This is a genomic window from Rhizobium sp. P1_E6 (assembly GCF_056405875.1).
In genome coordinates this window covers 42,784-63,099 of record NZ_JBFUBG010000008.1, presented here as the reverse complement: position 1 = coordinate 63,099, position 20,316 = coordinate 42,784, and the positions used below count along the sequence as shown (strand labels likewise).

Annotated in this window: 18 protein-coding genes; 10 read left to right on the top strand and 8 right to left on the bottom strand. The window is 60.3% G+C overall.

The features are described from left to right. Nucleotides 1–8: 8 nt before the first annotated feature. Complete coding sequence (locus AC1D35_RS06975; RefSeq protein ID WP_113311235.1) at nt 9–1,934, bottom strand: ABC transporter substrate-binding protein; 1,926 nt, start codon at nt 1,932–1,934, stop codon at nt 9–11. 184 nt (nt 1,935–2,118) lie between these two features. On the opposite strand from AC1D35_RS06975, the gene AC1D35_RS06970 reads away from it, so the two are divergent. Continuing rightward, nucleotides 2,119–3,174 (top strand): LacI family DNA-binding transcriptional regulator, encoded by a 1,056-nt coding sequence (locus tag AC1D35_RS06970; protein ID WP_113311236.1) that lies wholly within the window; start codon nt 2,119–2,121, stop codon nt 3,172–3,174. A gap of 38 nt (nt 3,175–3,212) precedes the next feature. Here the strand turns inward: AC1D35_RS06970 and AC1D35_RS06965 are convergent, their stop codons facing one another. Then, nucleotides 3,213–3,980 carry a TIM barrel protein gene (locus AC1D35_RS06965; RefSeq protein ID WP_113311237.1) on the bottom strand — a complete coding sequence of 256 codons (768 nt, stop codon included), beginning with the start codon at nt 3,978–3,980 and terminating at the stop codon, nt 3,213–3,215. Nucleotides 3,981–4,144: 164 nt separating this feature from the next. Here AC1D35_RS06965 and AC1D35_RS06960 point away from each other — a divergent pair, with 164 nt between their 5' ends. Both AC1D35_RS06960 and AC1D35_RS06955 read left to right on the top strand, forming a co-directional pair. Continuing rightward, nucleotides 4,145–4,933: an SDR family oxidoreductase gene (locus AC1D35_RS06960; RefSeq protein ID WP_113311238.1), complete on the top strand. Its 789-nt coding sequence runs from the start codon at nt 4,145–4,147 to the stop codon at nt 4,931–4,933. A gap of 206 nt (nt 4,934–5,139) precedes the next feature. Beyond that, a complete protein-coding gene (locus AC1D35_RS06955) occupies nt 5,140–5,601 on the top strand; it encodes an RrF2 family transcriptional regulator (protein WP_007815103.1) in 462 nt (153 codons plus the stop codon). Nucleotides 5,602–5,666: 65 nt separating this feature from the next. Here AC1D35_RS06955 and AC1D35_RS06950 read toward each other — a convergent pair whose 3' ends face one another. Next, nucleotides 5,667–6,791, bottom strand: a complete 1,125-nt coding sequence (locus AC1D35_RS06950; protein WP_113311239.1) for an acyl-CoA dehydrogenase family protein — start codon at nt 6,789–6,791, stop codon at nt 5,667–5,669. A gap of 162 nt (nt 6,792–6,953) precedes the next feature. Between AC1D35_RS06950 and AC1D35_RS06945 the strand changes: the two genes are divergently transcribed. After that, the gene (locus tag AC1D35_RS06945) at nt 6,954–7,730 is read left to right on the top strand and encodes a metallophosphoesterase family protein (protein WP_113299826.1); all 777 of its coding nucleotides are present in this window, start codon (nt 6,954–6,956) and stop codon (nt 7,728–7,730) included. Between the two features lie 105 nt (nt 7,731–7,835). Here the strand turns inward: AC1D35_RS06945 and AC1D35_RS06940 are convergent, their stop codons facing one another. Continuing rightward, complete coding sequence (locus AC1D35_RS06940; RefSeq protein ID WP_113311240.1) at nt 7,836–11,015, bottom strand: efflux RND transporter permease subunit; 3,180 nt, start codon at nt 11,013–11,015, stop codon at nt 7,836–7,838. Continuing rightward, on the bottom strand, nt 11,012–12,187 hold the full coding sequence (locus tag AC1D35_RS06935) for an efflux RND transporter periplasmic adaptor subunit (RefSeq protein WP_477938377.1): 1,176 nt from the start codon (nt 12,185–12,187) through the stop codon (nt 11,012–11,014). The genes AC1D35_RS06940 and AC1D35_RS06935 overlap by 4 nt, the downstream gene beginning before the upstream one ends. A gap of 490 nt (nt 12,188–12,677) precedes the next feature. Between AC1D35_RS06935 and AC1D35_RS06930 the strand changes: the two genes are divergently transcribed. Genes AC1D35_RS06930 through AC1D35_RS06920 form a run of 3 tightly spaced genes read left to right on the top strand, consistent with a single transcriptional unit; the run spans nt 12,678 to nt 15,905 of the window. Next, complete coding sequence (locus AC1D35_RS06930) at nt 12,678–13,142, top strand: MarR family transcriptional regulator (RefSeq protein ID WP_113299815.1); 465 nt, start codon at nt 12,678–12,680, stop codon at nt 13,140–13,142. Next, nucleotides 13,135–14,358: an HlyD family secretion protein gene (locus AC1D35_RS06925; RefSeq protein ID WP_113299814.1), complete on the top strand. Its 1,224-nt coding sequence runs from the start codon at nt 13,135–13,137 to the stop codon at nt 14,356–14,358. Before AC1D35_RS06930 ends, AC1D35_RS06925 begins: the two co-directional genes overlap by 8 nt. 5 nt (nt 14,359–14,363) lie before the next feature. Then, the gene (locus AC1D35_RS06920; RefSeq protein WP_113311241.1) at nt 14,364–15,905 is read left to right on the top strand and encodes a DHA2 family efflux MFS transporter permease subunit; all 1,542 of its coding nucleotides are present in this window, start codon (nt 14,364–14,366) and stop codon (nt 15,903–15,905) included. Between the two features lie 79 nt (nt 15,906–15,984). Here the strand turns inward: AC1D35_RS06920 and AC1D35_RS06915 are convergent, their stop codons facing one another. Continuing rightward, on the bottom strand, nt 15,985–16,599 hold the full coding sequence (locus tag AC1D35_RS06915; RefSeq protein ID WP_113311242.1) for a DNA-3-methyladenine glycosylase: 615 nt from the start codon (nt 16,597–16,599) through the stop codon (nt 15,985–15,987). An 83-nt stretch (nt 16,600–16,682) separates the two neighbouring features. Here AC1D35_RS06915 and AC1D35_RS06910 point away from each other — a divergent pair, with 83 nt between their 5' ends. Further along, nucleotides 16,683–17,003: a hypothetical protein gene (locus AC1D35_RS06910; protein ID WP_113299811.1), complete on the top strand. Its 321-nt coding sequence runs from the start codon at nt 16,683–16,685 to the stop codon at nt 17,001–17,003. Nucleotides 17,004–17,024: 21 nt separating this feature from the next. Here AC1D35_RS06910 and AC1D35_RS06905 read toward each other — a convergent pair whose 3' ends face one another. Then, on the bottom strand, nt 17,025–17,345 hold the full coding sequence (locus AC1D35_RS06905; protein WP_113311243.1) for a hypothetical protein: 321 nt from the start codon (nt 17,343–17,345) through the stop codon (nt 17,025–17,027). A 19-nt stretch (nt 17,346–17,364) separates the two neighbouring features. After that, entirely contained in the window at nt 17,365–18,279 is a 915-nt protein-coding gene (locus AC1D35_RS06900; protein ID WP_113311244.1) for a LysR family transcriptional regulator, read from the bottom strand. Between the two features lie 121 nt (nt 18,280–18,400). On the opposite strand from AC1D35_RS06900, the gene AC1D35_RS06895 reads away from it, so the two are divergent. After that, entirely contained in the window at nt 18,401–19,141 is a 741-nt protein-coding gene (locus AC1D35_RS06895) for an SDR family oxidoreductase (protein WP_113299808.1), read from the top strand. 81 nt (nt 19,142–19,222) lie between these two features. After that, entirely contained in the window at nt 19,223–20,125 is a 903-nt protein-coding gene (locus AC1D35_RS06890) for an SDR family oxidoreductase (protein ID WP_113311245.1), read from the top strand. The last annotated feature ends 191 nt before the right edge of the window (nt 20,126–20,316 follow it).

Below are 20,316 nucleotides of genomic sequence, written 5' to 3'. Positions count from 1 at the left end.
GCAGGTCATCAGACCTTGTAGAACTGCTCCGGCATGGTGGGAGCGGGGGTCGGCCAGCCGAAGGAATTCGGCATGGTCTTGGTGATGTTCTTCATGTTGTTCTTGACGACGCCGTAGCCATCCGGTGGTTGGGAAATGCCGAAGACATAGAAGTTGTCGGCAGCACCCTGCAGGATCTGTTTCATGATCTCCTGCTGGCCGGCGGGATCGGAGGTCGCCTTCAGCTTGTCGTAGAGCTCGAGCAGCTTCTTCGTCTCTTCCGGGGGCTCTTCCGCATTGGCGTTGTTGCGGTCGAGATACCAGAGCTGCCAGGCCGGAGCGTACATGGCGTTCGAATCCGTCGGCACGTAGTAGCGCGGGTCGAGCATGGCAGCGACGCCGCCGTTCGCACCGAACTGGTGGGCCGTCGCATCGAAATCGCGGCCTTGGCGGACGCGGGTTTCCCAGAGCGAGCGGTCCATAGTGCGCATCTGCGCATCGATGCCGACTGCCTGGAACATCGGGATGACCAGCTGGAAGAGGTCGAGGAAGACGGCGCGTGCCTGGTCGATTTCGAAGATCACCGTCAGGCGGCGGCCCTGGTCGTCCAGACGGAAGTTCTGGTCGTCGCGCTTCGGGATGATCGTGTCGAGCATGGCGTTTGCCTTGTCGACGTCGTAGCTCGTGAACTGCGTGGCGAGCTGCTCGTTGTAGAGCGGATCACCCTGCTTGATCGATGGCTGGGCAGGGGCGCCCTGGCCGACGAGCACGGCGTCGATCAGTGACTGGCGATCGAGCGCCATGGAGAGCGCTGCACGGAAATCCTTGTTCCGGAAGAGTTTTCGCTTGGTCTCGTCATTGTGGTTGAGGTTGAAGATGAAGTTCATCACGTTGGCTTCGGTCGAAGTCAGCGTGTAGAAATCATACTTGCCCTGCTCGCGCGCATCATAGAGCACCGACTTGTTGTTCGGTGTTGCGATATACTGGTCCATCAGGTCGATCTCGCCCTGCATGGCCTTCAAAAGCAGCACCTGCGGGTCGGCGACCATCTGATAGACGATGCGGTCCATGTAGGGGAGCTGGTTACCCTCCGTATCGACCTTCCAGTAGAAGGGGTTGCGTTCGGCAACGGCGCGTTCGGTATTCTCGCCGGGCGCAGTCGTAAACATCCAGGCGTGCAGGCACGGCTTCTTCGAGGAGTTCAGGAAGAAGGCATTATCATCCTGGAAGCCGGAGGCGGACTGGAAGGCGGCGATCCAGGTCTCGAAGCCGCGCTGTTTGGCGAGCTCGTCGGCCTTCGGATTGTAGTCAATATGGAACTGCTCGAGATAATGCTTGGGGCAGCGCGTCGTGTGGTCACTATTGGCCCAGGCGACCTGCAACGGAAACATACCGTTAGGTTTCGCGAAGATAACTTTAAACGTCTGTTCGTCGACGATTTCGAGCTTGGCCGGCTTGCCTGATGTCTTCCAGTGACCCTGGCCGTTCACGGCGACCCGCTTGTCCGTGAGAATAGTATCGTACCAGAATTTCACGTCGGCAGTGGTATAGGGCTGGCCGTCCGACCACTTCATGCCTTTGCGCAGGCGGATGGTATATTCCGTGGAATCTGCATTGCCGTCGAAGGCTTCGGCAACGTTCAGCGTCACGCCGGACCAGTCGGGCGTGTAGCGCAGCAGTGGCTCATAGGCCTGGTAGCGGAACAGCATGGATAGCGAGCCACCACCGACCAGCGCCATATTCCAGTCGCCGCCGTGTTTGCCGACACTTTCGACCGGTTTGACGACGAGCGGATTTTCCGGCAGCCGATCCTTCAGGGCCGGTAACGCGCCGCTTGAAACCTTGTCTTTCAGAATGGCCGCTTCCTTGTAGTCGGCGGCGAAAGCCGGCAGGGCCGGCAAGATCAGAACGGCCGAAGTCCCGGCCAGAAACGCACGACGTTTCAGCTTGATCATAGGGTTCTCCTCCAAAAATCCGCAACCCTTATCGTTATTTTTGCTTTCAGGTTGGGATAACGGAAAGAATACATTTGGATATTGTTAGGTAAAGCGTTATGTTTTGTTAGTGCGAGAATTTGCAATTCCGGTATGGGCGGTGTAGCGAAACGTCTCAATTCCGGATGAAACATCGAGGTGGAAAGTGGGAAGCAGGGGGCGAGTTACCTTACAGACGATCGCGCGGGAGGTCGGCCTCTCGAAGTATGCGGTCTCGCGCTCGCTGGCAGGCAAGAGCGGCGTCAGCGACGAGACGCGTGCGCTGATCCGCGCCACCGCCGAACGGTTGGGTTATACACGTCCTGCAGGCCAGTCGCTGACGAGTGATATTGCCGTCGTTTTCCACGATCTCGATGCCGTCAACAGTGAGCTCTACATGCAGGTTCAGAACGGCCTGCAGCGCGAGGCGCATCGGCTGGGCATGGCGCTGCGTATCCGCTGGACCCATAGCCCCGGCCAGCTGGAAGAGCTGGCGCATTCCTGTGCCGGGCTTTTGCTCGTCGGCCCGCATGACCGCGAGGCGATCGTGGCGGCGACGGCAACCGGAATCCCTGTCGTGCGTTTTGGCTGGGTCGACCCACTGGAGCAGGCTGATCAGGTCACCGGGACCGATCATGAGGCGGGGCAGGCGGTGCTGCAATATCTTATCGAACTCGGCCATCGGTCGATCGTCTATGTCAACGGCACGCCCGGTTTCCGTGGCCGGCGCGAGCGCTTCTACGGGGCGCGGGAGATCGCCGAGCGCTGCGAAGACGTTTCGCTGCATGTCCTGCGCTTCGATGAGCAGATCGGCTTCGGTGAAGCCTTCCGGGATCTTAAGGCGAAGGGCATACACCCAACGGCCTTTTTCTGCGCCCATGACGGCCTGGCTTTGACTGTGGTTTCGGAGTTACTGGGGCAGGGCTATCGCATTCCCGACGATGTTTCCGTCGTCGGTTTCGGTGATTTTTCGCCCGCTACGCAGATATCGCCGCCACTGACGACGGTACGGATGGAAGGGCAGGAATGCGGGGCAGTAGGCCTTCGGCTTTTGCTGGAGCGGATCGAAAATCCGCGCCTGCCGGGCATGCCTGCCCGGCGGATAATGGTTGCCTCGCGCATTGTCGAGCGTCGCTCCGCAGGTCCGTGCAAGGTGTCGGCGGCGATCGATCCGGCAAAGCAGGAATCGGGACCAGTTGAGTTCAGTGCACGTGTGAAGTGATCAGATTGATTCTGTCGGGTCGCAGCTGACGGCGACCGTCAGCCCAGGGCTGCAATCGCTGCCCTAACTGCATCCGCGCCCGGCTTCGTCGGCTTGTATTCCAGTCCGACAGCGCCGGTATAACCGTTGGCGAAGATCCAGTTCAGGCGGTGGGCAAGATCGATCGTGCCGGTGCCGGGCTCGTTGCGGCCGGGATGGTCGGCGACATGGACGTGAAAGATGCTATCGATGCGACCGGCCAGAACATCCTCAGTGCGCTCGTCCATGACGGCGGAATGGTAGATATCGTAGACGATGCCGATTTCCGGGCGGCCGACATTATCGACGATATCGAGCCCTTCGCGGGTGGAATCGAGGAAATAGCCGATATGGTCGATGCGGATGTTGAGCGGCTCGACGCCGAGGCGCACGCCGCTGCCTTTCAAGATGTCGGCACCGGCCTGCAGCGTTTCTGTCAGCGCCTTGCGCTGTTCGTCTCGGGTGAAGCCTTCTAGATCGTCGCCTGCCTGCGCGATCAGCACAGGAGCGTCGAGACGTTTTGCGACGGCAACGGAATCGGCAAGGCCCTTCAGCCAAGTCTCGCGATTGGCGGTGTTTGTGAGCGCGATCATCGGCTCGGCGACAAGGCTCGTCACCTTGAGGCCGGTCTCTTTCAATGCGGCTTCGATCGCGTCGAGGTCCTTGTCCGTCCAGCGCCAGAATTCGATGGCCTCGAGGCCGGCGGCATGGGCACGGCGAATGCGATCGGCGAAATGATCGCCGTCTTCGACGAACAGCCATTCGATGCATGCTGAATAAAGTCGCATGAAAACTCCTCCACTATGCCTGCAGCCATGCGACAGATCGCTGCCTGCGGCAAGAGGGATCAGCTAACGGCACCGATGATTTTCCGTCACGGCTTGACGGGCAGAACCAATGCCGGAAGAGTTGGTGGATCGACCGGGTCTGCCGGCCGGATAGGGAGGATTTCATGGATCTTGGATTGAAGGGAAAGACCGCCGTCATCACTGGCGGTTCCGTCGGCATCGGGCTTGCCATCGCCGAAGGGCTGGCGGCTGAAGGCGCCAACCTCGTGCTGTCGGCGCGGGGGCTCGAGCGGCTGGATGCTGAAGCTATCCGCATTGCCGATAAATATGGCGTCAGCGCCATCGCCGTTGAGAGCGATGTGGCGACCGTCGAGGGTACGCAGGCGATTATTGCGGCGGCAGCCGAACGTGGCGGGGCTGATATTCTCATCAACAACGCCGGCACCGGCTCCAACGAGACTGTCATGGAAGCGCCGGATGAGAAGTGGCAGGACTACTGGGATCTGCATGTTATGGCGGCCGTGCGGCTTGCGCGCGGCATCGCGCCGCAGATGATGAAACGCGGTGGCGGCGTGATCCTCCACAATGCCTCGATCTGCGCAGTGCAGCCGCTCTGGTACGAGCCGATCTACAATGTCACCAAGGCAGCGCTGATGATGTTTTCCAAGACGCTCTCCACTGAGTTGGTGAAGGAAAACATTCGCGTCAACTGCGTCAATGCCGGCCTCATCCTGACGCCTGACTGGATCAAGACTGCCAAGCAGCTGACGGCGGAGACCGGTGGCGACTGGGAGGGTTACTTGCAGAGTGTGGCGGATGAACATGCGTCGTCCAAGCGTTTCGGCACGCCGGAGGAGTTGGCGAATTTCTTCGTCTTCCTCTGCTCCGACCGAGCGAGCTACAGCATCGGCTCTACCTATTTCGTCGATGGCGGCATGCTGAAAACGGTCTAGACGGGGCTTCCGGTCTCGCATCGATTGGCGGTGCGAGACCATCTTCTGGGGCCTGCAAGGTTCAGGAAACTCTGAAGCGCGGTATTACGGCAACATATTGCTTATGTAGCCTATAAAAACTGGTTATTTTGTTGTCTCTTCATGGTTTTGACTCTATTTGCCTGCTATTACAGAAGCATAATGCCGCAAAGTGCAGGGCGATCCACATGTTGACGAAAAAGGGAAAATACGGGTTGAAGGCGCTGGTTGATCTGGCGCGGCTGGCGCCGGGCGAGACCGCCTTCATCAACGATATCGCCTCGCGCAACAATATCCCGAAGAAGTTTCTCGATACGATCCTCCTGGAGCTTCGCAATGTCGGCATCCTGCGATCGAAAAAGGGGCCGGGCGGCGGCTATTCGCTGTCGCGGCCCGCATCGGACATCCGCATCGGACATGTCATCCGCACGCTGGATGGGCCGCTTGCGCCGATCCGTTGTGCCAGCCGCACGGCTTACGAGGCGTGCGACGACTGTGCCGATCCCGAGACCTGTCAGGTGCGGCGCTCGATGACCGAAGTGCGGGACGCGATCGCCGCCATTCTCGACAATATGACGCTCGAGCAGTTCGTTGCCGGTGGCGGCATCGAAACTGTCGAGGAAAAGGTGCCGGTTTCTGCCGCGAGCTGATCCGCTCTCTTCGTTTTCGCGCAATTCCGGACGCAAAACCGCGGCGCACTTCTACTGGAAGTGCTTCATCTTTCCCTGATTTTCAGAATATGCGCGCCTGCTGCGTTCAGTAGCGGCTCGCGCTGAATCGCCATGTCGTGGATGCGGGCGTTGCGCCAGTGACGGTCGAGGTTGAGCGCGATGCTGCCGGTGGCACCCCGGGCTAGTTCGAAGAGGGCATTTGCCGTGTCCAGCGCCAGCTCGGTTGCTGTTAGGCAGGCGGAGGAGGCGGAGAAATAGGCCTCCGCCATGGCTGCCTCGGCAGGGCTTACCTGGGCAATATCCAGTTTGCGGCCGGCCTGTTCCAGCGCGCCGGTTGCGGTTTCGGTGCGGATGGCGCGCTCGCCGATCTTGCCGAAAAGGGTAGAGGGCTCCTTCGCCATGACAAGCAGGTCGGAAAAGGCGGCGCGGGCGATACCGAGGCAGACGGCTGCCTGCAGCAGAAGACCCAAGGATTTTTCCGTGGTGTGATCGCCGGATAAGGCAGCGGTGACGGTATCGGCATTCACATGCAGCTTAGCGGCAATCAGCGTTGCCGTGCCGTTGGTGCGCAGGCCGAAGGCGTCCCAATCGTCCACCGCTTGCAGTTCGTCGCCGTCACGATGGAGATGGAGCGTTACCCTGCGGCCGCCGGGATCGATCGCTGCTGCAGCGATCCAGTCGGAGAAAAGAATGGCGGCGGCCTGTTCCGACCGGCCTGCCAGGCGAAAGCCGGAGCCTTCGGCAGTAAGGCTTGCCTGATCGGCAAAACGGGCAGCGGCGAAACGATCGCCGTCCAGTGCGCGGGCAAAGAGGGTGCTTTTCAGCTCTTCCGAAGTTTGGTTGCGCAGCCCCTCCAGCACGCGGAAATGAGCTGCCAGCACGTTGCCGATCGAGGCATCGCTTTCGGCGATAATGGCGATGATCTCGGCGAGCAGGGCGTTGGAAACATCAAGCCCCTGATATTCCGGGGGGACGGTGATCCCCGTCAGGCCGGATTGCGAGAGCGTGTCGAGCTCGGTATTGGGCATGAGGCGGTTGATGTCGCGCTCGCTTGCCTGCCGGCGAAAGGTGGCTGCAAGCTCGCGCGCCGTGGAAACGGCTTCTTCCTCGGTCTCGATACGGTGCGCCGGAGGGCGCACATTGTCGTGTAACTGCGATATGGTGCCCATCTGCCACTCTTTCCTAATGTTAAAAAAGTGCGCGATTGCATCAGCTTGCGTAAGGCCGGTTTTTCCACAAAAGCCCGGCCGGCTGAATTTTCTTACCAGCTTGATCGCCTTGCCGTATGCTCTACTTATCGTTAGGGGACGGCCAACTGATCAGGAATGATGATGAGCGATTCTCTTGCACGAAGCCGCGAGGGTTCGAAGGCTGGACGTCAGCCGCGCCCGCGCGTGAGCATGGATATAACCGAAATTCCGACCTATGCCATCGGCGACGTGCATGGGCGTCTCGATCTGCTGCAGAAGGCCGAAGAGGCGATCGCGCGCGATGCGGAGCATCTGCCGGGCACCAAGCTCATCGTCATGCTCGGCGATTATATCGATCGTGGCCCGCAATCGGCGCATGTCATCGGCCATCTCATGGATCCGGCGCCTGATGGATTCGAACGCATCTGCCTTGCCGGCAATCATGAAATCGTCATGCTCGACTATATCGACGGCTGGGCATCCTATGACGACTGGATGACCATGGGCGCCGCCGAACTTCTGAGATCCTACGGTCTCGATCCCGATCACCTGCCGCTGCTTTTCCGCTCCGGTGCGCAGCTCGACGGCTTCATCCGTCAGTCTCTGCCGCATACGCACATCGATTTCATCCGCTCCCTGCCGATCATGCTCGACACGCCCAATGTCGTCTTCGTGCATGCGGGCATCGATCCGCGCGTGCCGCTCGAAGAGCAGGCCGACGACGACCTGGCCTTCATTCGCCAGCGTTTCCTGGAAAGCCCGCTGACGCTGCCGAAACTCGTCGTGCACGGACATACGCCGGCCGACCAGCCGGATGTGCAGCCGATGCGGCTGAACCTCGATACCCGCGCCTTCAGGAGCGGCAGGCTTTCCGTTGCCCGCTTCTGGCAGGGGCAGGTTCACCTCTTCTCCACCTGAGCCTTGGAGTATTTCCGTTTTTCTTCGAAACATGAAAATACTCTATCTCTTTGTTTTCACGCAATTCCGGACGCAAAACCGCAATGCACTTTTGCTGGAATTGCTCTAGGCGGCATTTTCCTCAGCATCGGCTTGAGCCGGCACTTCTGCCGGCTTTTTGCGCCAACGGCGCAGCACGACGTAGAAGACCGGCGTCAGGAACAGGCCGAAGATCGTTACACCAAGCATGCCGGAGAACACGGCGGTGCCGAGCGACTGGCGCATTTCAGCACCGGGACCGGTGGCGATGGCTAGCGGCAGTACGCCGAAAATGAAAGCGAAGGCCGTCATCAGGATCGGGCGCAGACGAAGATGGCTTGCCTCGATTGCGGCATCCACGACGCTTTTTCCTTCTTCCTCGGCCTGTCTTGCAAACTCGACGATCAGAATGGCGTTCTTGGCAGCAAGGCCGATCAGCACGATAAGTCCGATCTGCGTCAGGACATTGTTGTCCATTCCCCGGAGCCACACGCCGATCAACGCGGCGAGCACTGCGAGCGGGACAATAAGGATGATCGCCAGAGGCAGGACCCAGCTCTCATATTGTGCCGCAAGCGCAAGGAAGACGAAGATCACCGACAGGGCGAAGATGTAGACGGCGGTATTGCCGGTGTGGGTTTCCTGATAGGCAAGCTCCGTCCATTCGAACGTCGTTCCCGGCGGAAGGATCTGCGCCGCCAGCGCTTCCATCTTCTTGATTGCGTCGCCGGTCGATGTGCCGGGTGTGGGATTACCCTGAAGCGGTACCGAGACATACATGTTGTAGCGCTGGACAAGCGCCGGACCGCTGGAATCCTGGATATCCATCAGGGTGCCAAGCGGAACCAGCGCGCCGGTTGCCGATCGAACCTTCAGCGCGAGGATGTCATCCCTGTCCATGCGATATTGTCGGTCGGCTTGGGCACGAACCTGGTAGACGCGCCCGAACGCATTGAAATCGTTTACGTAAGCGACGCCGAGGTTGATGGAAAGTGCGTTGAAGATATTGGGAATCGGCACGTTGAGGAAACGTGCCTTGTCGCGGTCGATTGCGAGAAAATACTGCGGACTTGCATCCGAGAACGTGGTGAAGACGCCGGTCAGCCCCTCGGTCGTTGCAGCGGCACCCATCATCTGGCGGGCCAGACCAAGGACGCGTGTCATGTCCGCGTTTTCAAGATCCGAAATCTGCATCTTGAAGCCGCCTGAATTTCCGACGCCACGCACGGATGGCGGTGGGATGGCAATGATGAAGGCTTCCTGGATGCTTTGCAGCTTGCCGTAAAGCTCGCCAATGATCTTGTTGGCGGTCTCGCCGCCTTCCTCACGTTCGGCAAAGGATTTGAACGGGACGAAAACGACGCCGGCATTCGAGGCGTTGGTGAAGGTTGCCCCGCTGAAGCCGGCAAACTGCACGGCATTGCCGACACCGGGCACCGTTCGGGCGATATCGCCCACCTGCTTAACGACGGCGTCAGTACGCGCAAGCGATGCGCCGTCCGGAAGCTGGATGACGATGATCGCGTAACCCTGGTCCATGGTGGGGATGAAGCCGGAAGGAACCTTCTGCCCCATATACCAGGTCGCGCCCAGCAGGCAGGCGAAGACGACGAGCGAAGAGGTCAATCCGACCCAGCTGCTGACCAGATGCCGGACGATCCAGGAATAGCCGGAGCTCATTCGATCGAAGCCACGGTTGAAGCCGTTTGCAAGACCGCTTCCCAGCTGGGAGAAGATATTCTTGCGCTTGCTCTCATGATCATGGGTTTTGAGCAAAATGCCTGCGAGCGCAGGCGAAAGGGTCAGTGAATTCAATGCGGAAATTGCCGTCGTGACCGATATCGTCACTGCAAACTGCTTGTAGAACTGGCCGGAAATGCCTGGGATGAACGCCGTCGGCACGAACACCGCGATTAACACCAGCGAGATGGCGACGACCGCGGTTCCGACTTCGTCCATCGTGACATGCGCGGCCTGTTTCGGGGTCATGCCCCGCGCCAGGTTTCTCTCGACATTTTCCACCACCACGATCGCATCGTCGACGACGATACCAATCGCCAGCACGAGACCGAACAAGGTGAGCATGTTGAGCGAAAAGCCGAAGGCGAGCAGCACGGCGAAGGTGCCGATCAGCGATACGGGGATGGCGATGATCGGAATGAGGGCAGTTCGCCAGGATTGCAGGAAGACGAGGACGACGATCGCCACGAGAATCGCCGCCTCGGCTATGGTCCTGTAGACCTCATTGATCGAATCCGAGATGAATTCGGTCGTATCATAGACGATGCGGTACTCCAGACCCTGCGGGAAATTCTGCGACAGGTCCTTCATGATCCCCTGGATCTGATGGGCCGTATCCAGCGCATTGGTTCCAGGCCGGGCGAAGATGCCGAGCGCGACTGCGGGGTCATTGTTGAGATAGCTGTTGGTGACGTAGTCCTGCGCGCCAAGCTCGATGCGAGCGACATCCTGCAAGCTCACAAGCCGGCCGGTGGTCGTCGATTTCACGATGACATAGCGGAATTGGCGCACGTCCGAGAAGCGTCCGTCCGTTCGCACCGTATATTCGAAGGCATTCTTACCGGTAACAGGTGGGGCGCCGATCTTGCCGCCCGATACCTGGACGTTCTGGTCTCTCAGCGCGGCAACGACGTCATCCGAAGTCATGCCGTAGGCGGAGAGCTTTTCCGGATCCAGCCAGATTCGCATCGAATACTGGCGCTCGCCGAAAAGCTGCACGTCGCCGACGCCATCAAGGCGCACGAGAGTGTCGCGAATGCGGTTGCGGGCGTAGTTCGAGACATAGAGCTGGTCATAGCGGTGCGAGGGCGACAGCAGATGCACCACCATCATCAGGTCAGGCGAACTTTTATCGGTGGTCACGCCGAGCCGCTGGACTTCCTCGGGAAGGCGGGGCAGGGCGATGGAAACGCGGTTCTGGACAAGAACCTGGACCTTGTCGAGATCGGTGCCGAGCTTGAAGGTGATCGTCAGCGACATGGCGCCATCGGCGCTGGAGTAGGAAGACATATAGAGCATGTCTTCGACGCCGTTGATCTGCTGTTCGAGCGGGGTCGAAACCGTATCGGCGATCGTCTGCGGATCGGCGCCCGGATAGGAGGTGCGCACGACGATGGTCGGCGGCGCGATCTCCGGATATTGGGAGACCGGCAGCTGCGTATAGGCGATGCTGCCGACGACGAGGAGAACGATCGAGATGACGGCCGCGAAAATCGGCCGGTCTACGAAGAAATGAGCAAATCTCATTGTCCGCTCTCCGCASCAGCGGTTTCCGGCGGAGCGTCCGTCCGCTCCTTCGGCAGTTCGGTCATCTGAGGCGTGACCTTTGCGCCGGGCCGGGCGCGTATCAGGCCGTTGACGACGATCGTCTCGGTGCCGTCGAGGCCTTCACGGATGACGCGGTAGCCGTAGAGCCGGGGACCGGGCCTCACGGGCTTGGTCGAAACCGTGCCATCTGCGCCGACGACGTAAACGACGCGCTCATTCTGGTCCGAGCCGATGGCTTCGTCGGGGACGAGAATGGCCTGATAGGTGTTGGAGGCTTCGACCTGGATGCGGCCGAAGAGGCCGGGCTGAAGGACGAGATCGGGATTGGGAAAGCGGGCACGCAGACGAATCGTGCCGCTCTCATTGTCGATCCGGTTCTCGGCGAAATCGAGTTTCCCCTTGAAAGGTTTGGCATTGGGATCCGAGATGGTGACCATGACATCAAGGCCGCCGCCGCCCTGCTGGAGATCCTTGCCCAGCTTGCGTGCCGTATCGGCGAAATTCAGCAGGCGGCGTTCGTCGACGTCGAAATAGAAATCGATCGGGTCGAGTGAAACGATCGTCGTGAGCACGGTCTGGTCGGTCTGCACGAGGTTGCCGGCGGAGATCAGGCGGCGATCGATACGGCCGCTGAGCGGCGCGGTGATCTCGGTATATTCCATGTCGAGCGTAGCACGATCGGATGCAGCCTGTGCGCCGCGGACATTGGCCTGGGCGGAATCGAATTCGCGGCGGCGATCGTCCAGCGTCTGCGCCGACTGGCTGCCGCTCGAAGCAAGCGACTGGGCGCGCTTATATTGCGCATCGGCAAAGACCAGAGCCGATTTCGACGCTTCCAGCGCGGCGTTGGCTTGATTGAGCGCGGTTACGAAGGGTCGCTGATCGATGACGAAGAGCCGGTCGCCTTGTTTCACCAGAGCGCCGTCGGTGAAGTCGATTTCCTGAAGGTAGCCACCGACACGCGAACGGACGGAGACCTCATCGACCGGTTCAAAACGGCCGATGAACTCATCATTGTCGACCACGTCGCGCATGACGGGCTTGGCAACGGTGACGGGCGGGGGAGCGGCCGCCTGCTGCGCCTGAGCGATGAGCGGCAGGAAGGCCGCAAAGCAGCCGAGCGCCAATGTCTGTCGAAGCGAATTAGCCATGCCAGTCCCCCGTTGCGGGCGGCATATCGCAGCCGCCTGAACCTATGCTTGAATGCGCTGTCCATGCCTGCTGTGGAGACGAAAGCACCGAGCCTTCGTCCTAAGTCCGAACTTACCCATGTGCGGCTGCCGTAAGATGACAGGTGCAAGTCAGCACCCCGAAAACAACCGGAGGGAGAGATCTGCTTCTCCGTAACCCTCTGAAGAGAGACTATAAACGGGAGAATCAAAAAATTGCAAATGCCAATTGATTGAACCGGTTTGGGTTTCCAGGCATCAGCTTTCACCGGAGCTTGCTTCCGGGTGTTGGTCAAGCAAACCTCCGATCACCTTTCAATCTTTCAAAAGCCATATCGAAAGCTCTGCTTATCGTGGGCTGCGGCATTTTGGCCGCAGATGCGGAATCTTGCGGGTGCATCCTTGTGCAACGCCCGTGCTCAATATATCTACCGATATCATAAGGATGCTTATTACTTACCGGCGAAGGTATATGACCAACAATCCAACACTCGGTTTTCTTCTGCACGACGTTGCCCGCCTGCTTCGCAAGCGGTTCGAGCAGCGCGCAAAGGACCTTGGGCTGACGCGGTCTCAGTGGCAGACGCTTGCCTATCTCGCCAACAATGAGGGCATCCATCAGAGCGGGCTTGCCGAAATCCTCGAAATCGAGCCGATTACGCTGGTCCGCATCCTCGACAAGCTTGCCGAGCGCGGTCTGGTCGAACGCCGTCAGCATCCCACGGACCGGCGTATCTGGCTGCTTTACATGCGTGAGGAAGCTCATCCGATTCTCGCCGAAATGCGTGAGATCGGCGACGTGACGCGCGGCGAAGCGTTGGAAAGCGTCACGCCCGAACAGCGCGAGCAGCTTTTCCACACCCTATCCATAATGAAGACGAACCTGGTGCAGGCGTGCCGGTCTCCGGTCGCCGATAATGAGACGAAACATGGCTGACCAATCCCCCCTGCGTGTCGTGTCCGACGCGAACGCCAAGAACCCTGTCGAAGAAAAAGAAATTCCCCAACAACCGGAAACGGTGGCTGAGGCGCCTTCATCCAATTCAGCGCCCGCGGCTGCCGCGGTGGCTGCGCCTGGCGGCAACAAGGTCCGCCGCCGGCGCAGCTTCACCCGACCCGTCCTCTTTGCCCTACTGCCTGTGGCGCTCGCCGTCGGTGGCTACTACTATGTCAATGGCGGTCAGATCATGTCGACCGACAACGCCTATCTCCAGGCGGACATGGTGGGCATCACGACCGATGTTTCCGGCCTTGTCGAGCAAATCAACGTGCATGAGAACGAGCAGGTCAAGGCCGGTCAGGTGCTCTTCAGCCTGCGACCGGATTCCTTCAAGATCGCGCTCGATGGCGACAAGGCGCAGCTTGGAGCGCAGCGCAATCAGATCATGAACCTCAAGGCCAGCTACCAGCAGTCGCTTGCCGAGATCACGCAGGCGCAAGCCGATCTGCCCTATTATCAGGATCAGTTCGACCGGCAGCAAAATCTCGTCAACAATGGCAGCGCGACGCAGTCGGCCTATGATGAAGCCAAGCACAATCTCGAGGCCGCGCAGCAGAAGGTTTCCGTCGCCAAGGCGGAAGCCGCAACGACGCTTGCCCAGCTCGGCGGCAATGCCGACCAGCCGGTCGAGGAAAATCCGCTTTACCTGCAGGCCAAGTCTCAGGTCGACAACGCCCAGCGCGAGCTGGACCACAGCGTCGTCAAGGCGCCTTTCGACGGTATCGTCACCAACGTGAACGCGCTGCAGGTCGGCTCCTACCTCCAGGCTTCGCAGCAGGCCTTCTCACTGGTTTCGACCTCGCATCTATGGATCGCCGCAAGCCCGAAGGAAACCGAGCTCACTTACGTCAAGCCCGGCCAGTCGGTCGATATCTACGTCGATACCTATCCGGGCGTGATGTGGAAGGGGAAGGTCGAGAGCATCAGCCCGGCGTCGGGCTCCTCCTTCTCGCTGCTGCCGGCACAGAATACGACCGGCAACTGGGTAAAGGTCGTGCAGCGCATCCCGATGCGCGTCAGCATCGACGATTCTCAGGGCAAGCCGCCGCTCCGCGTCGGCATGAGCACAGTCGTCGACGTCGATACCGGCCATGCGCGCGGCCTGCCTGATTTCGTCAACAACCTTCTGGGCCACGGCAAGAGCCCCGAGTAACGGCCATGAGTACTGCTCCTGCATCACCGGCAACCCCGGTTGCCAATCGCGGCGCGATCACGGCCTGCGTCATCCTGGCCGTCATCATGCAGGCGCTGGATACGACGATCGCCAACGTGGCGCTGCCCTATATCCAGGGCAGTGTTTCGGCTTCCGCCGACCAGATCAACTGGGTTTTGACCTCCTACATCGTCGCGGCCGCGATCATGACGCCGCCGTCGGGTTTCCTTGCTGCCAAGTTCGGCCGCAAGCGCGTGCTGCTGACTGCGATCGTCGGTTTCGTCATCGCCTCGATCCTTTGCGGTCTGGCGCAGTCGCTGCCACAGATTGTCGCCTTCCGCCTGCTGCAGGGCCTGTTCGGCGCTTCGCTGGTCCCACTTTCCCAAGGCATCCTTCTCGACATCTATACAGTCGAGGAGCGCGGCTCGGCCATGGCCCTCTTCGGCGTCTCGGTCATGGTCGGGCCGGTTCTGGGTCCTGTCATCGGCGGCTGGCTGACGGACAATATCAGCTGGCGCTGGGTCTTTTACATCAACATTCCGATCGGCGCGCTCGCCTTTGCCGGCATTGTCATTTTCGTCTCGGAGACGAAGAGGGATGTGCTCGCCAAGCTGGACTGGTTCGGCTTCGGGATGATGAGCCTGTTCATCGCCTCGCTGCAGCTTTTTCTCGACCGCGGCGAACAGCTCGACTGGTTCTCCTCCGGGGAGATCGTGGTCGAGGCGATCATCTGTGCTGCCGCCTTCTACCTGCTCCTGGTGCACACGCTGACGGCGGAAAAATCCTTCGTCAATCCGCGGCTGTTCCTCGACCAGAATTTCACCGTCAGCATGATCTTCATCTTCGTGATCGGCATCACCTATCTCGCCTCGTTGGCGCTGATGACGCCCTATCTGCAGACATTGATGGGCTATCCGGTCATCACCGCGGGCATCGTTATGGGACCGCGGGGCCTCGGTACCATGCTCTGCATGTTCATCGTCGGTCGGCTGATCGGCAAGGTAGATACGCGCTGGCTGCTGCTGCTCGGCCTCGGCCTGACGGCCTGGGCGATGTACGACATGACCGGCTGGACGCCTGACGTCTCGCAGTGGACGATCGTGTCGGTCGGCTTCATCCAAGGGGCGGGCCTCGGCTTCCTCTTCGTGCCGCTGACGACGATCGCCTTTGCGACGCTGCCGGCCCAGATGCGCGGCGACGGAACCGGCCTCTACAATCTGTCGCGAAACATCGGCTCCTCGGTCGGCATCTCCATCGTCGCGGCGCTGATCGTCGAGAATACGCAGAGCAATCATGAGTCGATCGCCGCCTATGTGACGCCGTTCAACCACGCTTTCAATGCCACGGCGGCACAAGGCCTCAGCCCACTGACGGCGGTCGGCCGCGCGGCGCTCAACGACGTCATCACGCTGCAGTCGACCATCATCGCCTATATGGATGACTTCAAACTGCTGATGCTGATGTCGCTTGCCGTCATGCCGCTGGTGCTGCTGCTGCGCAAGCCGAGGGCCGCGCCGGCAATCGACCACAGTGCCGTCATGGAATGAGTTTGCACGCCTTCGTCCAGAGCTCTCGGTTTCACGCAATTCCGGACGCAAAACCGCTGCAAACTTTGCTGCAATTGCTCTAACGAAACGGCTTGCTCAGATATCGCGATCCCTGAATGCCGAAGCGCCACGGTGCTTCGGCATTTTTCGTTATGCCGATACGTTTGCCGGAGACGATGGGGACGGGCGCAGACGGTGAGATCGCGTAGGGCGGATGGTCGAGCATCCGGTCGTTGATGGTTATGTCGACATCAAGCGCCTGGCAGAGCTTGCCGGGGCCGCTGCAGAGCTGGGTCAGGACATCGGTCCCACGTCGCTCGATCATCCCGAACAGGCCGATTTCCGGCTCCAGCGCGCGGATCAGCACTGCCGAACCCGGTGTGCAGACGAAGTTCAGGCACCAATACATGCCGTAGATGCGGTAGATATAGACGTTGCCGGGATGGCCATACATGGCGCCGTTGCGCTTCGTCGGGCCGCGGAAACTGTGAGAGGCTTCGTCGTCTGGATAATAGGCCTCCGTCTCGGTGATCCGCCCGCCCGTATCGTTGACCGTGAGGTGGCAGCCGAGCAGGTCGCGGGCGACCTCGATCGCATCGCGTTCGAAGAAATGGCGCAGGCTCTCCCCGGCAAGCGGGCCGGCGCCGATCGTGCCGTCAATCATTTCTGTCGTCATGGGAATTGCCGATATCATCCCCTTTGCCGATCCGCCACCCGGAACAATGGTTCGCCGGCCGGCGTTTCGGATGCAAGCCAACAATAGCAAGGAGATGGAACATGGACGGTCTCAAGCTTTATCGGCTGGTGCCGGCCGCTGCCCCTGATGACCCCCACTGGGATCTCGCACCTTCCCACGGAGAGGTCGTCGTCGCCGCGCTGACGTCCGGCGATGCACGTGTCGTGGCGGCGGAGGCTGAGCTCGATTTTCTGGAAATCGACGGTTCGCCGGCAGAGGACAAGTCGACGAAGATGGCGAGCGCCTTTCGCAACGAGAAACTCTACACCGTTATCGAGGAAGCGCCGAGCACCGACATCACCGAGCGCGGCGTCGTGCGCGGCCAGGTCCGGGTCGACAATATCATCTCGACACAGGTCTGACCGAGGACAGCCTCTTGATGCTCACATCTTGTGACCGGCCTTCGGGTCGCGCATCGGGATGGAGGAAACGGTGACGGAAACAGGATCGCTTGCGGGAAACGAGTCCTCGAGACCTTCCTGGAGTTCTTCTTCGAGCAATGCCGCATCCTTGTTGCGGGCGCCGTCGCCGTGAGCAGGCTCGAATGCGGAGGTGAGAAGTGCCTTCGCCCTTGCGATAGCATTGTCATGTGTGAGATCGGAGGCATTGCGCAGTGTGACTGCGATCCTGTCCTCCCCCTCGCCACCGAATTCGACGACGAAGCCCTCATCCGTCTGGTAGACGATGATATCGCTAACTGCCATATTTCTTTCTCCGAAAATGCTAATATGAGTGAACCGCGTTTTCGGGGTTTTGTCGAGCGAAGACCTTGACCAGCCAGTCGATGAAGACGCGTACGCGCGGCGAAAGCTGGCGATTGCGCGGGTAGAGCAGCGAGACCGGTGTCTGCGTGGGCGGAAAATCGGCGAGCACCTCAACAAGAGTGTCGGCGGCAAGATCCTGTTCGGCGTGGTAGCGCGGGATCTGGATCATGCCGAGGCCCATGCGGGCAGCGGAAATGTAGCTTTCCGCGGCATTGACGGTCACAGTCGCGGGAATGCTGATATTGCGGACACTGCCGTTGACGATGAATTCCAGGGGCAGCGGGCCTGCGCTGCCGGATGCGCGGAAGCCGACCATGCGGTGCGCGTCCAGCCTGTCGGGATGGTCGGGCGTGCCGAAAGCGGCGATATAGGACGGTGAGGCGAGGGTGACCTCGTCGAGCATGGCGACGCGACGCGCAACCATGTCGCTGTCCTGCGGAGTGCCGACGCGCAGCACACAGTCGATGCCTTCGCGCACCAGATCCACCAGCCGGTCACCCTCACTCATGTAAAATTCGATGTCTGGATAGGTTTCCAGAAAGGAGGGCAGGCTCGGCAACACGAAATGCCTTGCAAGCGTGCCGTGGACGTCGACCCGCAGCAGGCCTTTCGGCTTGGCGCCGGCGAAGGCGCCTTCGGCATCTTCGATATCGGCGAGGATCGACAGGCAGCGTTGGTAATAGGCTTCGCCGTCGAGCGTCGGGCTAACGTGGCGCGTGGTGCGCTGAAGCAGGCGCGCGCCGAGGCGGGCCTCCAACTGCTTGACCGCATCCGTCACCGTCGAGCGCGGCAGGCCGGTATCTTCGGCCGCAAGCGTGAAGCTGCGGCGCTCCACGACGCGGGAGAAAACCCGCATGGCATCGAATCTGTCCATTTTATTTGTTCGTATTTCCCGGATAGTGATGCCGAATAATGGCTGATTATCCGTGCGATAGAAAGGGGCATCTTCTTCTCATCGAAGGGGCGCTGCGGCGCCGAAGCAAAGGAAAAGAAAAATGTCTGCCAATCAAAACAAGGTCGCTCTCGTTACCGGCGCTTCCCGCGGCATCGGAGCTTCGATCGCTGAACGTCTCGCAAAGGACGGTTTTACCGTCGTCATCAACTACTCGGGCAATGCAGCTCTTGCTGAAGAACTGGCCCAGAAGATCGAAAAGGCCGGCGGCAAGGCGCTGACGGCACAGGCCGACGTCGCCGATGCGGACGCGGTGCGCCGCATGTTCGATGCCGCAGAGGCCGCTTTCGGCGGTGTCGACGTGCTCGTCAACAATGCCGGCATCATGCTGCTTTCCCGTCTTGCCGATGTCGATGACGCCACGTTCGACCGCCAGATCAGCGTCAACCTCAAGGGCACGTTCAACACCCTGCGCGAGGCCGCCAAGCGCCTGCGTGACGGTGGCCGGGTCATCAACTTCTCGAGCTCGGTCGTCGGGCTGAAGCCGGAGACCTACAGCGTCTACGCCGCTACGAAGGCGGCCGTCGAAACGATGAGCGCCATCCTTTCCAAGGAGATGCGCGGCCGCCAGATCACCGTCAATTCGGTCGCTCCCGGCCCGACAGGCACTGATCTCTTCCTCAACGGCAAGTCCGACGAGCTGATCGACCGCCTTGCAAAGGCAAACCCGCTCGAACGTCTCGGTACGCCAGAGGATATCGCTGCTGTCGTTGCCTTCCTCGCCGGGCCCGATGGCGCCTGGGTCAACGGTCAGGTGCTGCGCGCCAATGGCGGCATGGTCTGAGACAGGTTTCGTGGCGGCGCGCCGCCACGCTCTTCCCCGTATTCTTTCAAGCAACCCAATTCTTCCAGAAGGAACAGGATCATGAGCAAGCAAGTCATCGTCATCACCGGCGCTTCCAGTGGTTTCGGCGCCCTTACTGCCCGCGCGCTCGCCAAGGCCGGCTACACTGTCTATGCCTCGATGCGCGAAACCGAAGGCCGCAACAGGCCGCAGGTCGAGGCAGTCGAAGCCTTCTCGAAGGAAAACGGCGTAGAACTGAAAGCCGTCGAACTGGATGTCACCTCCAATGCCTCCGTCGAAGCCGGCGTCGCCAGGGTGATCGCTGCCGAAGGCCATATCGATACGATCATCCACAATGCCGGCCATATGTCCTTCGGCCCGGCCGAAGCCTTCACGCCGGAGCAATATGCCGAGCTTTTCGATATCAACGTGCTGTCGACCCAGCGGGTGAACCGCGCTGTGCTTCCGCACCTGCGCAAGCAGGGCAAAGGCCTGGTTGTCTGGGTTTCCTCCTCGAGCACCCGCGGCGGCACGCCTCCGTACCTTGCTCCCTATTTCGCAGCCAAGGCGGCGATGGACTCGCTTGCCGTCTCCTATGCGAGTGAACTGACCCGCTGGGGCATCGAAACGGCAATCATCGTTCCCGGCGCCTTCACCAAGGGCACGAACCACTTCGCCCATTCCGGCTCGCCGGCCGATAAGGCTCGCGCCGCCGAATATGACGACGGTCCCTACAAAGGGCTGCCGGAACAGGCGCTGAATGGCCTCGCCTCTCTCGAACCTGCCGATGCGGATGCCGACTCCGTCGCGACCGCCATCGTCGATGTGGTGAATATGCCCTTCGGCAAGCGGCCGTTCCGCACCCATATCGATCCAACGGAAGACGGTGCGGAGATCGTCAATGGCGTCGCCGATCGTGTCCGTGCGGAACTCTTCCGCCGCATCGGCATCGAGGATCTGCTGAAGCCTGCTATCAAGAGATAACCGGCTGTCGCAAAGTTGTGAACGATCTCTTGGGCGCTGCCCCTTACTATCCGGCTAAGCGCACCTATATCAGCTTAGACGGAGGTGGACGGCAGATTGCCGCCAGCCTCCTGACCTCCACTCCAGGGCCTGCCGCGCCTTCCCTGCGCGCGACAGGCCTTCAGTTTCAGACATCAGATCAAGGCCCGTGA

Excerpts from the sequence above, each read along its gene's own strand:
- AC1D35_RS06975 (WP_113311235.1), bottom strand. The coding sequence starts at position 1,934 with ATGATCAAGCTGAAACGTCGTGCGTTTCTGGCCGGGACTTCGGCCGTT.
- AC1D35_RS06965 (WP_113311237.1), bottom strand. The coding sequence starts at position 3,980 with ATGCGACTTTATTCAGCATGCATCGAATGGCTGTTCGTCGAAGACGGC.
- AC1D35_RS06960 (WP_113311238.1), top strand. The coding sequence starts at position 4,145 with ATGGATCTTGGATTGAAGGGAAAGACCGCCGTCATCACTGGCGGTTCC.
- AC1D35_RS06955 (WP_007815103.1), top strand. The coding sequence starts at position 5,140 with ATGTTGACGAAAAAGGGAAAATACGGGTTGAAGGCGCTGGTTGATCTG.
- AC1D35_RS06950 (WP_113311239.1), bottom strand. The coding sequence starts at position 6,791 with ATGGGCACCATATCGCAGTTACACGACAATGTGCGCCCTCCGGCGCAC.
- AC1D35_RS06945 (WP_113299826.1), top strand. The coding sequence starts at position 6,954 with ATGAGCGATTCTCTTGCACGAAGCCGCGAGGGTTCGAAGGCTGGACGT.
- AC1D35_RS06940 (WP_113311240.1), bottom strand. The coding sequence starts at position 11,015 with ATGAGATTTGCTCATTTCTTCGTAGACCGGCCGATTTTCGCGGCCGTC.
- AC1D35_RS06930 (WP_113299815.1), top strand. The coding sequence starts at position 12,678 with ATGACCAACAATCCAACACTCGGTTTTCTTCTGCACGACGTTGCCCGC.
- AC1D35_RS06925 (WP_113299814.1), top strand. The coding sequence starts at position 13,135 with ATGGCTGACCAATCCCCCCTGCGTGTCGTGTCCGACGCGAACGCCAAG.
- AC1D35_RS06920 (WP_113311241.1), top strand. The coding sequence starts at position 14,364 with ATGAGTACTGCTCCTGCATCACCGGCAACCCCGGTTGCCAATCGCGGC.
- AC1D35_RS06915 (WP_113311242.1), bottom strand. The coding sequence starts at position 16,599 with ATGATATCGGCAATTCCCATGACGACAGAAATGATTGACGGCACGATC.
- AC1D35_RS06910 (WP_113299811.1), top strand. The coding sequence starts at position 16,683 with ATGGACGGTCTCAAGCTTTATCGGCTGGTGCCGGCCGCTGCCCCTGAT.
- AC1D35_RS06905 (WP_113311243.1), bottom strand. The coding sequence starts at position 17,345 with ATGGCAGTTAGCGATATCATCGTCTACCAGACGGATGAGGGCTTCGTC.
- AC1D35_RS06900 (WP_113311244.1), bottom strand. The coding sequence starts at position 18,279 with ATGGACAGATTCGATGCCATGCGGGTTTTCTCCCGCGTCGTGGAGCGC.
- AC1D35_RS06895 (WP_113299808.1), top strand. The coding sequence starts at position 18,401 with ATGTCTGCCAATCAAAACAAGGTCGCTCTCGTTACCGGCGCTTCCCGC.
- AC1D35_RS06890 (WP_113311245.1), top strand. The coding sequence starts at position 19,223 with ATGAGCAAGCAAGTCATCGTCATCACCGGCGCTTCCAGTGGTTTCGGC.